Genomic DNA, 13,838 nt, shown 5'->3' with positions numbered 1-13,838 from the left:
TGTAGCAACAAGGGCGGCCAACCGCGCGCCTATGCCAATGAGCGAAGCTGCTTGAAATCCGATGCCCGCCTCCAATAATTTGGGGGTTGACGCTGCGTAGGAATGACGTTTTGCCAGAAGCGGGAGGAGCGGCCACTCAGGCCGGGATCTACTATCAAAATAGCGTCGCTGCGCTTGCGCTAGCGGACCTGCTAGACCTTGATATGCGGATCGCCCGTGAAAGAGTCATTGATGTGCGTGTAGAAGCGCCCGACAGCGTTGACGACATCGTTATTCGTTTTGCAGACGGCCATCAAGAGTTTCAGAACGTCAAGCTCAGCGTGCAAGTCGGCAGTTCGGCATGGCGCAATATCTGGATAAACTTTGCTCATCAACGTAGAGCCTCGGGTTTTGGCAATGGTGATGAGTTGACACTAGTGGTGTCAGAACGAAACGACGACAGCGAGGTCACTGCTGAGCTATGCAGGCGCGCTAACGCATCAATTGACGCCGCAGAGCTTCGCGGCCGCTTGAGTCGCGCCCATGCCTCAGCATTCGATAGTGTATCTATTGTATTAGGGGGTGATGATGCCGCCTTTGAGGTGCTGAGGCAGGTGCAGCTGCGCCACCTTCCCCTTGGCGAGATTGAGCGCGACTTGGCGCGTCGCCGTCTCGCGGGCACCTCAGTAGGGGCGCCTCCTTCACTATTGCCCATCCTGCGGGATATCGCGGGCGGAGAGGCTCGGCGGCGTGGCATGTTCCAAGCCGCGCCCCTTCGGAGGCAGCTAAAACGGCAGTACGATACACTTTTGAGCGAGCCTCCGGAATGGGGACTGCCCGCTTACCGTCTTGCGATCAAGCAACTCTCGCGTATTGAGATTCCTGGTCTCGGTGTCTCCGGCCCGACGGAAGAACTTTATGTATGGCCGCGGGCGCGACTTTATGATCGCTCGCGGCGCTCCGATTTCGAGGATGAAAACCCTCTTCTCGCCGACTACCGAGCGGAGGACGCGATTGACCTCAGATCCTTTCCGAGCGACCAACTTCGACAAGTGATAGTCGTAGCAGGTCCTGGGTACGGCAAATCCGCACTGCTTACCGCCGTCGCAAGCGAATTGGCGGAAGGCCCATTGGTCCCTGTACATATTCCGCTCGCTTCTTTTGCGTCGACGCATGTGAGCATTACAGCCTTCCTTGGGTCGCAACTCAATCAAGAGATGGATTTATGCCCGGATTGGCAGCGCCTCGCTGAACAAGGGCTATTGGTCCTCCTGCTCGATGGTCTTGATGAAGTGCCGTCGGTTGAGCGGCCGGCACTTATGGGTCGCATCAGAACTTTTTCAGTACGATATCCGCGCGCTCCTTGGATCTTGACTGTTCGTGACGCTGCCGTAGTGACCGGACTTCCTGAAGCAAGCACAATCGAGCTATTGCCTCTTGATGACAGCGACTTGTTCCGTTTTGCTGAAACGATGGAAAAGTATCTAGGCGGGTTGCGGAGCTGGGAATTTGTTCGCCGTATTGAATGCTACCCTGATCTGCTTCGTCTAGCTCGAATTCCATTATTCTTGGTTATGTTGATTGCCAATCGTGACCTATTCAATGCGGACCATTTAAATAGATCCGATCTGATTGAATCCTATCTTAGCACACTGTTTGTCCCTGCGCGACACAAGCAGGTCCGTAACCCCGCAGATCGATCGGCATCCTTGCGCCAAATTGCTGAGATGCTAGCGTTCGAGCGGCTTGAGCGACAAGAGATCGGCGCGACTGAGCGCGAGGTGCGCAGCATTATTGATCGCGTCACGGGCTCCCCATCTGAAGCGACAGACCTGTTTGAATTATTGATCGCGAATGGAATCTTAAAGCGCCAAAGCGCTGTTCGCTTCCAATTTCCGTATCCCATCGTCCAAGAGTATCTCGCGGCACGGCATATTATCGACCATTATCCGGAGACTTTAGATCATCGGATCGACGATGCCGTGCAGCGCCCTTGGGCGCAGGTTATCCAATTCGCCCTTGAGCTTCATCCGGCGCCCGAAGGGATCGTCCGAGCCATGCTCGCGCGGCCGGACGATGCTTTCCGCACGGGTCTGCGTTTAGTCGGCCGATGCATCGTCAATGGCGCTGCCGTGGGCCCTCAGTTGCGCAGTGAGATTGGCGAATATTTAGTCGAATATTGGACGATGGCGCCGACGCGCTCGCGAGAGCACGTCGGTCGGCTGTTAGCCGACGGTTTTACAGGCCTCCCAACGCCAAGCCTACAGGCCGCAGTACAGCGACCTTATTTAATTCAGTACGGCGGCGGCGACATAGCTAGTAAGATCGGCGACACGGAGCTGACGTGCCGTATCTTGTCAAAACTTATTGGCATCGACAATGATGGTATTCGTATTTATCATAGTCTTAAACCGGCATTAGCAAAGGCCGGCTGCGTCGCACTGGGAATGATTGTAGAGGCCCTCGACCCGGATGTCCGAACTCCGGAAGAGCTTATCAATATATCTAGTTTGTTTTTTAATTTCACTGCGTCGCCGAATTATCGCGATTTGGCTTTGAAGGTAGCGCGTGATTTGCGATTGCCGATCCCGGCACGATTGCGCGCTTACAAGCTGGCAGGTCGCCCACTTGAGCAAGACGCAATCACGGCTATCATCACAGCTCTGCAACTCCCCGATTGGACATTTTACGGCTCAGCAGTCGATCTCGTCGGATTGCATGATTCACCAACGAGTTTTATTGCGGATTTGCTTCGGAACGATACCATTCCAATTGCGCAGCGGCGCAATTTGGCAGCGCAGGCAGTAACTGCTATCCCCGACTTTAATGAGCGTGCTGCGTTCTTTGATGCTAATATAGCCGATCCGAGACTTGAAACTGATCTCAGAGCTACCCTTCAGCTCTTTGCCGCTCGCTTCGGCGATCGCCGTGCGATTGAGGAGCTGGTGGAGCAAATTGAAACTATGCCGCTCGAGCATTTAGCCAATACAATTTCTCTATTTGGACATTTCCCGGACAGAGGGCTAGGCGAGCGCGCCGCTCACATTGTCCGTGGCCTTGATCTTGCGCCCGCAGCTATGGCCCGCATCGCAAGCTCGGCGTCAACCGGTATGCGGTATATTCTCGAAATGGACTCCCTGTGGGGTGGATCGTTGCGCGAAACCACTATTCACCCTGCGGTTGGCGCGTGGCGAGAATTGCTTGAGGATTGGTCGGAGGCACCCGAACTCAACTCGCGAGATTACTTAATGATCTTGACGGCGGCAGCAGAGCTGGGATCGGAACGAGCAGAGACAAATCTGATGGCGCTTATTCACGAAATAGAGGATTTTGATGCCGCTGAGTGGTTGCAAGAAGACGAACTCGGTAATGCGATGAACCACGCGCTGCACCATGTGCGTAAAATATCGCCACAATTGTCGCCCCAAATCATCGAGCGGCTTCTTTTATCAAAGCGCTATAACATCGCGAGTCGAGCTATCGATTGGCTTGCAGCGCAGGGCGACAGAGAAGCTTTATTGCGCATAATCGACATTCATACGTACAGCGAAGATTGGCTTCTGCGCGATACTGCCGCTAACACGGTTGAACTCCTTGCTGGCCGGCTTGGTGTCGCCGTTCACAAGGAGGCGAAGCTCTACACCCTAGGAAATTAACGTGGTGCCCAAACATAAGCGCGTTGCGTTCTACGTTCCGCGAGTGGGTTTCGAGCTTTGCTATTGCGCTTTCAGCGAGCGCGCGAGTGCGTGACAGATAGAGTTGGAGGATGCTGTGAACGTGCTCAACGGCGTGGCCGGTGACGGTAGCCACTTCCTGCGGTGTGCAACCCGCCTCTGACAGCATCGTCACCGCCGTCCCACGCAGGTCGTGGAAGTGCAGACTGTCGCCACCGGAAGGCAAGCCTGCCGCTTGGTAGACGCGTGTCCATGCCCGAGCGAACGCGCGTTTCTCCCATAACCTACCCGCACGGTCGGTGATAATTGTCTCACCGGTTCGCCGGGCGGCATCGAGCGCAGCTTTCAACGCCTGCGTGCACGGTATCCACACTCGCCTCTTTGTCTTGCCCTGTGTCAGAGAGATGGCGCGGCCGTCATATTGCTCCCATCGCATTGCGCGGATGTCGCCTTGGCGCTGCCCGGTGTGCAGGCCGAGCAACAGCGCGAGCTGTAGTTTTGGCGTCGCTGTGGCCATAAAGGCATCCACGTGCTCGGGGAGCCATATCCGGTCGGCCCGGTTGCATTTGTGAGCGCTCCTGACGCCTGCAAGCGGGTTGTCGGCTACAAGGCCCCGATCAAGCCCCCACGAAAGGACGCGTGAGAACGCGCCAACCTTTAGGTCGGCTGCCCGTGGAGCCTTCTCCGCGAGTTGGTCCCGCCATGTCAGCACGTCGGCGCGGATCGCCTTTGAGGAGAAGGCATCAAGATCGATCTCGCCCCACCTAGCCTCGACGGCCTTCAGGTTGAGAACCATCGAGGCGCGGCTGCTATCCGCGAGGTTTCGCCAATCCGAGGATGTGCAGAACTTTCGGATCAGACCGCCGAAGTTGTGTCTGTCTGCGGCTTGCCTTGCAGACGGGCCTGGATGGGCGCGAGCTGCGGCGAGCGCGCCTTGAAATTCAGGACTTCCGGGCGATCCGGGAAGCTTGGTTCGGGTCGCGCGGTGATAGAAGTAGGCGACCGTCGAGCCGTCAGCGCGCGACTTTTTGACAGTCTTAACTCCCCGCAGCTCGCCTTTAACCGAAGGCGTCGAGTCATCCGCGGTAATGCGCATGGTGTCCTGCGCGTTGCTCATGTCGCCGGTAGAAGCAATTGCGGCGGACTGCGAGCTCTGACTTTCGGCCACGCTAAGAGACGACAAGCGTCCAATCGCAGAGTCGAGTGCGCGGCGATCCCATTGTGATGTCCCGGGCATCGCTTTGGGAAACAGGCCGCGACGAACCTGCGCTTCAAAAGCCCGGATCGTCCTGCATCCGACGTAAGCCGCGGCAACGTCCTTGGGGAGAGCCCTCGGCACGAGCCACAGCCGTGCTCGCGGCAGCTGCCTGGTTTCGGGATCGTTGTTCGTCATGCGCACCACGGACCTACAACAGACGCCCGGGCACGCCCGGGCAGCGGTGGGTCTCGTGGCAATCCGAGCATTTTGATTGCTCGCTGCAATCAGTCTGACAGATTCGAGGGCGGGGTGGGAGGGGGCGTCAGGCTCTTGTAACCTCGGCACCTACGGCGCCGGAATTCGAAGTGACGCGCTGCGCCGCCCGGCGCTCCTTCATCCCCTTTGACCACGTGTCGATACGCCTATTGGCGAGTTCATCCGCCCGCGCCCTGACAGCCGGAGCTGCCTTTTCTGCACATGCCTCAACGTGGGCGGCCCACAGGTCCAAGGCGGCTCGACGCTCGACCTCGTACTCGGCGTGCTGATATCGGCCCATGATGCCCGGCATCGTGTGCGCGAGAACTTTGTCCGCGACGTGGGGTGCCACTCCGAGCCCGACCATGCGGGTTGCCGTGGTGTGGCGCAGGTCGTGCCATCGCCACTTCGTGACGCCGCTAACCTCATCCACGGCCTGCTTGATGTTGCTGAAACCCGACATTGGCGTGCTGCCGGTGGTTGAGAGCACATAGCGGCATCCCGCCTGACGTTCGGCCCCGTCGCGGATTGCCATGAGAATTGCGCGGGCCGGGGCGCTCAGGTGCACCACGTGTCGCTTACCGTTCTTCATGCGGATGGCCGGCACGGTCCATGCGGTGAGGTCCGTGTCGAGCTCGGACCACTCCATGTCAGCCACCTCGTCCCGCCGCATGCCCGTGAGCATGAGTAGCTGTGCAAAGGCACCTGACGGGTAGGGGCGTAGCGCGGCAGCCGCGTACACGGCGCCAATCTCGGCATCGGACAATACGCGATCGGGCTTCGCAACGGCCGGCCGCGGAACGCCAAGGAAAGGGTTCGCCTCAAGCCGCCCGGTGTCCACCGCCCACCCGTAGAGCGCCGAGCCATAAGCAAGCAGGTTGCGGGCAGTGCCGCGTTTGCCTTCAGCCTGAAGCCGCTCCGATCGGGTGATGATCTGCTTACGTGTCAGGTCGGCCGCGGGGGTGGCGAGATAGTCACCGAAGTCGTGAGACAGCACATCGCGGACAGCCTTGACGTAAGCTGAGCGCAATTCGCCCCCCTTCAGCTTCTCCCACGCATCGAGCAAGGTGCCGACTGTCAGTACACCGTCCGCGGCGCCATCCCGCTTCGCTCGCTTCTCGGCCTTCGGATCATGCCCTTTGCTGCGAATGTTGTGCAGGATCTCGTCCGCACGCTGCCGGGCCACTGCCACCCGCATGTCGGGCCAATTGCCACCGGGGATGGCTATCCGTTGGCTTTTCCCGTCCGGCCCGGTCCACCGGACGTGGAACGTCTTCGTGCCGTTTTTTGTGACGTTGACCATGAGACCGCGGCGTACGCTGTCGGCGACAAAGCGCGACGGCTTCGGGCCGGCGGCCGGCTTCTTCGGGTCCACGGACGTGAGGCTTGCGAGGAATGCCTCGGTCAGCTTGACGGGTGCCATACGGCCTCAGACGACTAGGAAACGACTAGGATCGGCCGAACAATGGCGGACGATCGCGAACAAACCTTGCGCGGGAATTTGGCTAAGTGCAAGCTGCTAAGCGACATTTTGGTGAGCGGTGTCGTACCCTGTCGTACCCTGTCGCATGTTAGCCTCGGACTACGAATCTGGGGGTCAGAGGTTCGAATCCTTTCGGGCGCGCCAAAATTCATGCCATCTGGAACAAGGCTACGAACGACTGGCTTTTGAGGCCAGCCCGCACGAGCCTTGATTCGAGGGCGCGGCCTTTAATCCTACCTGCTTCGCGCCTATTGCAGCTAGTCAATCGCTCTTACCTGCATCCTTTAAGCAGACGTCGAAGAGAGCCTCAGTCGTTTAGCGAGGAGTATTCTCCCTTCTAGAATCTGCGCTCAGTCTAGGTGTTTGATCCCGCGGTGTGGTGGTAGGGTTGACCATCGACCGACGGTCAGGTCGAGCGGATGAACCGCACCATCACGGACGCCACGGTCAAGCGCTGCCACTACGAGACCTACGACCAGCGCCGGGCGCACCTGCAGCCGTTCGTCGGCGCCTACAACCATGCCCGGCGGCTGAAGACCCTCCGCGGCCTCACGCCCTACGAGCATGTCCTTCAAGTCTGGACCAAAGACCCCGAACGCTTCAGGCTCGAGCCGTCACACCACATCCCGGCACTACACAGACGAAGCGGGACGCTCGATTGCGGCCCGCGCCAGGGGCGCGCCCCGTCAGCAATCTCGTCGATCAACGCCGTGAACGCGTGGTCTCCGCAAGAGGTGTGCTGCAGTCGGGTCGGCGCCTTCCGGGTACAGTGATGCCGGCGTCGGGCTCACCTCGTCGACCAGATCCCTCCGGAGCGGCAGAGAAGCCCCAAGCGCGGCGACCGTCGGCACACCCCTCGATGGGATGGTCGCTTTCCACGACGGCACGGCTTGGTTTCCACACCGAGATCGCCCTATGCCCGCTCCCATGACAACCACCATCGCCCGCCTCGTATCGGGAATGCCTGTGCCTTTCGGCGGTGACCGTGTGACCGTGATCACGCCAGAACTCGCGGAGGCCTTCCAGCCCGGTGATCATCTGCTGGTCCTGCAGGAGACCGGAGACCTCCTGCACATTCCCGCGGCTCAGATCGCAGTGGCTGCCGCCGCGGTGGACCGTGCGCATGCAGCCTTCATGGCGATGTCGGCCGTACCGGATCAGGCGATTGAGCGGTTCTTCGACCGGTTCGCTGCGCTCCTCGATGACCCTTCGGCTTGGCGTGCCATCGCCGAGGCGAACCGCCAGGATGTCGAGCGCGCCCAGGACGGCGGCCGCTCGACGACCCGGCTCGTCGCCACCGACCGGATGCGGCAGGACATGATCGCGGGCCTGCGGGCGTGGCGTGACAGCGAGACGCTGCGCGGCCGGGTCGTCGAACGCATCGTCCACACCGGCTGGACCATCGAGCAGGTGGCGGCACCGCTCGGGGTGGTCGGCTTCGTCTTCGAGGGGCGCCCGAACGTGCTCGCCGATGCAGCGGGCGTCCTGCGCAGCGGCAACACGGCCGTCTTCCGCATCGGCAGCGACGCGCTCGGCACCGCACAGGCCATCATGCGGCACGCCCTCGTGCCCGCGCTCAACGAGGCCGGCCTACCGCCCGGAGCCATCTCGCTCGTCGAGAGCCCGGAACGGTCGACAGGCTGGGCCCTCTTCGCTGACCGTCGGCTCTCGCTGGCGGTGGCGCGCGGGTCGGGCCTGGCCGTGGCGCAACTCGGGAGCGTCGCCCGACAGGCCGGTACGGCGGTCAGCCTGCACGGAACCGGAGGCGCCTGGATGGTCGCCGACCGCGATGCGGATGCGGAGCGCTTCTCCGCGGCTGTCGAAGCGTCCCTGGACCGGAAGGTCTGCAACACCCTGAACGTGTGCTGCATCCATCGCGCCCGAATAGCGGATCTGGTGCCGATTTTTCTGGCCGCCCTGGAATCCGCCGGCCGCGCACGCGGCTTCGGATGCAAGCTTCACGTGGTCGCAGGTGACGAGACCGTCCTGCCGGACGGCTGGCGCACCGCCGCCGTCCGCGTCCGGCGCGCCGAAGGCGAACGCACCGAGCCGCTGACGGAGATCCAGTCCGAGGATGATCTCGGCCGCGAGTGGGAATGGGAGGACACGCCCGAGGTCAGCCTGAAGATCGTGGATGATCTCGATCACGCGGTGATGCTGTTCAATCGCCTCAGCCCGCGTTTCGCCGCATCGTTGATCAGTCGGGACCCGGAGGCGCATCGGCGCTTCTACGACACGGTGAACGCGCCCTTCGTGGGCGACGGGTTCACCCGCTGGGTGGACGGGCAATACGCCCTGAACCAGCCCGAGCTCGGGCTGTCGAACTGGCAAAGCGGCCGTCTCCTCGCCCGGAGTGCCATCCTGTCCGGAAGCGGCGTCTTCACGCTGCGCAGCCGCGTCACGCAGGTCGATCCGATATTGAGGCGGTGAAGGGTCGGAATGCCGCGAGATCCACGCGGCGACCGGTCACGGAGATCTCGACGGCCCGCCGGCGGCATTTCGCTGAGGCGTCAATCTCTGGCGCGAGACCTCGGCGTCGAGCCGTTCCCGGGATGAACGTCGGTCCTCGGGGTGGGGCGGGGTGCGGGCGAAGTCGGCCCTGAGGCGGACGGCGGCGAAGTCCATGAAGGTCCGCACTTTGGCGAGCGACAGCCGGCCAGGGAGCGTGATGAGATGTACCGGCACTGGAGGCGGCTCGTCCTCGGGAAGCAGAACGACCAAGCTGCCGCCCGAGACTTCGTGCTGGATCTTATAGGAGAAGATCCGGGCGATGCCCTCGCCGTCGACCGCCGCGCTGACGGCGGCCTCGTCGGTGTTGACCATCAGGCGCGGCTTAACCCGGACCGTACGGGGAATTCTGCCTCCGGCTAGGGGCGGGAAGCTCCAGATATCGTCCGGGCCCGTTGGCTCTATGCCGATGAAGTCGTGCTGCGCCAGATCGGACAGGGATGCGATTGGCGGCCGGCCAGCCAGGTATTTCGGCGATGCACACAGAACGCGGCGCACTTCACCGATGCGTAACGCTATCAGGTTGGATTCCTGCAGCGGGGCAATCCGGAGCGCGACATCGATGCCCTCGTCGAGGAGGTTCGTCATTCGATTGAGCAGCAGGTAACGGACCTGCATCGCAGGATATGCCTTCAGGAACTCACCCACGACCGGGCGCAGGACCCGCGTCCCGAACATCACGGGGGCGGTGACGGTCAGGACGCCCTGCGGGGCAGCCCGGTTCCCGGCAACGGCGAGGTCGGCATCATCCAGCTCCGTCAATACCCTGCGGCAGACGGCAGCGTACGTCTCGCCAGCCTCGGTCAACTGCAGCCGTCGTGTCGTCCGGTGCAGGAGTTGAGCTCCGACATGGCTCTCAAGCGCGGCCATGGCCCGCGTCACGGCGGCGGGTGAGCGATTGAGGCGCCGGCCAGCGGATGCGAGGCTGCCTTCGTCCAGCGCGGTGACGAACACCCGCATCGCATCGAGACGGTCGATCATTGTTCCGCCTCGCGAAATCAAGGATTCCATAGATTAGGCATTCTGCCGTCGATCGCAATACGTTAACTTCGATTAACTTGTTCGATGCGAAGGGGCGTTCGTGACCTATCCCACCAGCATTCCGGTGACCCATTACCGCACAGCCAAGGTCGAGGACGTGAACGTCTTCTACCGGGAAGCCGGCCCCACGGGCGCACCGCTCGTGTTGCTGTTGCACGGCTTCCCGACCTCATCGCACATGTTTCGCAACCTGATCCCGCTCCTCGCGGACCGCTATCGCGTCATCGCACCCGACTATCCCGGCTTCGGAGGCAGCGATGCGCCCGATCACCGGGAGTTCGCATATACGTTCGCGCACTACGCCGATCTCGTCGACGGCCTGCTCTCCCACTTGGGTGCGGACCGTTACGCGATGTACGTGATGGATTACGGCGCCCCGGTCGGCTATCGGCTCGCTCTCAAGCATCCTGAACGCGTCAGCGCGCTGGTCGTCCAGAACGGCAACGCCTACGAGGAGGGGCTGAAGGCGTTCTGGGATCCCATCAAGGCCTATTGGCGCGAGGATACGCCGGAGCGGCGCAACGCTCTCGCCTTCCTCGTCGCACCGGAAACGACGAAGTTTCAGTACGTCGACGGCGTGGCCGACATATCCCGGATCGATCCGGACAACTGGCTGCACGACCAGGTGCTCCTCGACAGGCCGGGCAACAGGGATATCCAGCTCGACCTGTTCCGCGACTACGGCACCAACGTACCGCTCTACCCGCGATTCCAGGCCTTCTTCCGCGAGCGCAAGCCGCCGACGCTGATCGTCTGGGGCCGGAACGACTCTATCTTCCCGGCCGACGGCGCACATCCGTACCTGCGGGACCTAACCGATGCTGAGCTTCATTTGCTCGATACCGGGCACTTCGCCCTCGAAGACAAGCTCGACGTCATGGCGCCCATGATTCGAGACTTCCTCGACCGTAACGTTGGCGGCCGCTGAGATGCAGATGGCACGCGAGGGGACGGTGTCGGGGCACGATCAAGGTCGAAGACGGCACCGAGATCTACTTCAAGGACTGGGGCGAGGGGCAACCCGTGGTCTTCAGCCACGGATCGCCTCTCAGCGCCGACGCCTTCGAGAATCAGATGTTCTTCCTCGCCCGCCAGGGGGACCGCTGCATCGCGCATGACAGGCGGGGCACGGCCGGGTTCATCAAGTATCAGAGCCATTTCCAGCCCGATGAGACCATGGGCAACCTGGCCGGCGCCGTGGCGGAGTGCGGCCTGGCGGCCTTTCTTCGACTCGGTCATGCGGCCGCGCCGATCCAGGCGGGGCCCGACCTGCGCCCGACCCAGCTGCTCATGTTCGGCAGGGCAGAAGGTGGAACTCCTCTGATGCAGGCAAACCAGACCATCGGCGTTGACCTGCCCCTGCGCGCCCTTATGTGGTGCGATCCGGCAGATCGGACTTGCACCGGTTACGACGACCCCCTGTGGCTGGCGGAGCGTCACGGCTTGACGGACGGCCATCCGAGCCATGCCGCAGAGGCTCTCTTGCGGCTGCCCGAGGCCTGCGTAGTTCAGGCTGCCGGAACAGGCCCGGTGAAACCACGTGGAGCGCTTTCGGCCGCGTGTGGCGACTTCTGCTGACCCGCGACACGGATCGGCCGTTAACTGCCGGCGCCGCATCAATCGAGAAAAGGTTCAGTACAGAATCCAGGGGAGGACACGATGAGAGCGGTATCTCTTCGGTTTGGTGCATGCATCCTGGGCGCCTGCATCGGGTCCGTCACTCCTTTGGCGGTCGAAAGCGCTGATGACGACGCTTCTCCGATCTTCGGCGTCAGACTTCCTGACAGGTATCGCGACTGGCAATTGATCAGCGTGGCGCACGAAGCGGGTAGTCTCAACGACATTCGTGCCGTTCTTGGAAACGACATCGCTGTCAAGGCATATCGGGAAGGCGCGCGTCCATTCCCGGATGGCGCGATCATCGCGCGGTTAGCTTGGGAGTATATGCCGGCGGCCGAAAACAATGCGATCTTCGGCCAAGCACAATCGTTCGTTGCCGGCTCCCCGACGAATGTCCAGTTCAGCGTTAAGGACTCGAAAAAATTCGCCGATACGGGCGGATGGGGATACGGGCAATTTGAAGGTGGCAAGCCCAACCGGAGCGAAGACCTGATGAGGACCTGCGCGCCATGCCATGCTCGCGGATCGTCAGACAACGATTTTGTCTTCACACGCTATGCGCCGTAAGGGCCGTCATCAGCGCGAAAATATAGATCTTATTACTCGATATGTCACAACAAATTTTGCAAAAGTCTCGAAGAAAAATAATCCGGACTTGTTGTTCCTGTACAATTAGCGTCCGGATCCATAAACGTAGGGCTGTCGGCGCTGATGTGATTCACGGCTCGTGCTGGAGGAGCCGATGGATCATTTCAGGCTGACGGACGAGCCGTTTGCAAAGAGCACCATGCCGCGCGCCTAACTTGCCCAGATATATCGGCTGCAATCAACAATTTGTTTGATCTTCGACGGGCTCTAAACTACCGTCCCACCCTTCGACGAGATAGCGGAAAGTCTATCGGGAGTTTCTGGAAAGAGGGGAGCGGGCTGCGGAACGTTCGGGCGCCCAGAGAGCCCGGATGTGGGTGAAAGAGGTGACAAGCCGCACCAGCACGAACCGCCATGAATTCAAAAACTGCACGCTCACCGCATTTGGAAGCACGACAGCGAGAACGATCGCCAGCGCCGTCGCCGCCTTCCGGGGCGGGCTATACCAGGACGGAAAACGGATGACGGCATTCAGCGCTTGCCTGAGTTTTATTCCGCGCCCCGTGATAATGTCCTGATTTATTTGATAAATACTGTAAAAATACATCTGCTCGGGGGGATTTATGGCGTCAGCGAGGTTCCTCTGCTGTAAAATAGCCTTGAGATGGGAGACGCGATCCTTGAATCTTCGTTTATGCTTCTCAAGTAGCGCTATTGATGGGTTATTTCGAACGCCAGATTTATTCTTCCCATGTATACGATAGCATCCAAGCGGATGCCTGACGCTGACAATATCGCCAAAAAAGGGTGCGGCAAGCAAAATAACGCCGTCGACCGCGGTATCATAGGAGGCGCCCCGCAGAAACTCGCATACGTCTCTCCTGAAAACGTTCCCCGATGTGGGCGGCGAGATGTAAGTTCCAGCTTCGCTCACAAATCTTTTGAATTTATCCCGATCACGTCCTGCCTGAAGAGCTGGAAACGCCGGGGCAATCACCGACCCCTTCTCATTTATTCGCATCAATTGGAACTGAAGTTTTGAGACGCTGCCATCGAGTGCGTCCATTATTTTTTCCAGCGAGTTCGGCAGTAGTTTATCATCTGCGTCGAGAAATAAGACGAAAGGCGCCGTCGTATTGTCGAGTCCCATCAGGCAAGCGCTGACCTGACCTCCATTGTCCTTGCGGAACGCACGCACTCCGCTGCTTTGAATTATGCTCCAGGAATTGTCGGTCGAACCATCATCGACGACGACGATTTCGCATGACTTGTTGTTCTGCGATAGGACGCTGTCGATTGCGCATTTAATGTATTTCTCGTAATTGAAGCAATTTATGATGACTGCCAAGGACGGCGATCGCTCGTAAGTCATCCTTCCATCCCTCGCTGTTTCATCGTTCATGTATTCTCGGCAATGCTCCGGGAGCAGCATATCACGATCGTTGGTCAATTGACAATAATAATAGCTCTTCAAATGCCCATATATTGCATA

9 protein-coding genes and 2 pseudogenes are annotated in these 13,838 nt (G+C 60.3%); 7 read left to right on the top strand and 4 right to left on the bottom strand.

Features of this window, described 5'->3' with window-relative positions:
* The first annotated feature begins 110 nt into the window (after nucleotides 1-110).
* The gene (locus BLT59_RS21085; RefSeq protein ID WP_139174090.1) at nucleotides 111-3,635 is read left to right on the top strand and encodes an NACHT domain-containing protein; all 3,525 of its coding nucleotides are present in this window, start codon (nucleotides 111-113) and stop codon (nucleotides 3,633-3,635) included.
* Here BLT59_RS21085 and BLT59_RS21080 read toward each other — a convergent pair.
* Together BLT59_RS21080 and BLT59_RS21075 are read right to left on the bottom strand one after the other, a co-directional pair.
* Entirely contained in the window at nucleotides 3,556-5,046 is a 1,491-nt protein-coding gene (locus BLT59_RS21080; RefSeq protein ID WP_244514090.1) for a tyrosine-type recombinase/integrase, read from the bottom strand. The genes BLT59_RS21085 and BLT59_RS21080 overlap by 80 nt on opposite strands.
* A 127-nt stretch (nucleotides 5,047-5,173) precedes the next feature.
* A complete protein-coding gene (locus BLT59_RS21075; RefSeq protein ID WP_091784953.1) occupies nucleotides 5,174-6,529 on the bottom strand; it encodes a tyrosine-type recombinase/integrase in 1,356 nt (451 codons plus the stop codon).
* Between the two features lie 452 nt (nucleotides 6,530-6,981).
* Between BLT59_RS21075 and BLT59_RS31925 the strand changes: the two are divergent.
* Both BLT59_RS31925 and BLT59_RS21060 read left to right on the top strand, forming a co-directional pair.
* A pseudogene (locus BLT59_RS31925) lies at nucleotides 6,982-7,362 on the top strand (integrase core domain-containing protein); the annotation flags it as partial.
* Between the two features lie 214 nt (nucleotides 7,363-7,576).
* Entirely contained in the window at nucleotides 7,577-9,019 is a 1,443-nt protein-coding gene (locus BLT59_RS21060; RefSeq protein ID WP_244514089.1) for an aldehyde dehydrogenase family protein, read from the top strand.
* 36 nt (nucleotides 9,020-9,055) lie between these two features.
* Here BLT59_RS21060 and BLT59_RS21055 read toward each other — a convergent pair whose 3' ends face one another.
* Entirely contained in the window at nucleotides 9,056-10,078 is a 1,023-nt protein-coding gene (locus BLT59_RS21055) for a LysR family transcriptional regulator (RefSeq protein ID WP_175544088.1), read from the bottom strand.
* A gap of 118 nt (nucleotides 10,079-10,196) precedes the next feature.
* Here BLT59_RS21055 and BLT59_RS21050 point away from each other — a divergent pair, with 118 nt between their 5' ends.
* The 4 genes and pseudogenes from BLT59_RS21050 (at nucleotide 10,197) to BLT59_RS21035 (ending at nucleotide 12,325) form a co-directional block, all read left to right on the top strand.
* A complete protein-coding gene (locus BLT59_RS21050; RefSeq protein ID WP_244514094.1) occupies nucleotides 10,197-11,066 on the top strand; it encodes an alpha/beta fold hydrolase in 870 nt (289 codons plus the stop codon).
* A pseudogene (locus BLT59_RS21045) lies at nucleotides 11,063-11,266 on the top strand (alpha/beta hydrolase); the annotation flags it as partial. The gene BLT59_RS21050 and the pseudogene BLT59_RS21045, both read left to right, overlap by 4 nt.
* A 48-nt stretch (nucleotides 11,267-11,314) precedes the next feature.
* Entirely contained in the window at nucleotides 11,315-11,716 is a 402-nt protein-coding gene (locus tag BLT59_RS21040) for a DUF302 domain-containing protein (protein ID WP_091785187.1), read from the top strand.
* Nucleotides 11,717-11,797: 81 nt separating this feature from the next.
* The gene (locus tag BLT59_RS21035) at nucleotides 11,798-12,325 is read left to right on the top strand and encodes a cytochrome P460 family protein (protein ID WP_091784944.1); all 528 of its coding nucleotides are present in this window, start codon (nucleotides 11,798-11,800) and stop codon (nucleotides 12,323-12,325) included.
* Nucleotides 12,326-12,653: 328 nt separating this feature from the next.
* On the opposite strand, the gene BLT59_RS21030 is transcribed toward BLT59_RS21035, so the two are convergent.
* Nucleotides 12,654-13,748 carry a glycosyltransferase family 2 protein gene (locus BLT59_RS21030; protein WP_091785184.1) on the bottom strand — a complete coding sequence of 365 codons (1,095 nt, stop codon included), beginning with the start codon at nucleotides 13,746-13,748 and terminating at the stop codon, nucleotides 12,654-12,656.
* Nucleotides 13,749-13,838: the final 90 nt, after the last annotated feature.

Origin of the sequence: Methylobacterium sp. UNC378MF, assembly GCF_900103195.1 — a bacterium.
GTDB lineage: Bacteria > Pseudomonadota > Alphaproteobacteria > Rhizobiales > Beijerinckiaceae > Methylobacterium.
This window is presented reverse-complemented; position numbering and strand designations above follow the sequence as displayed.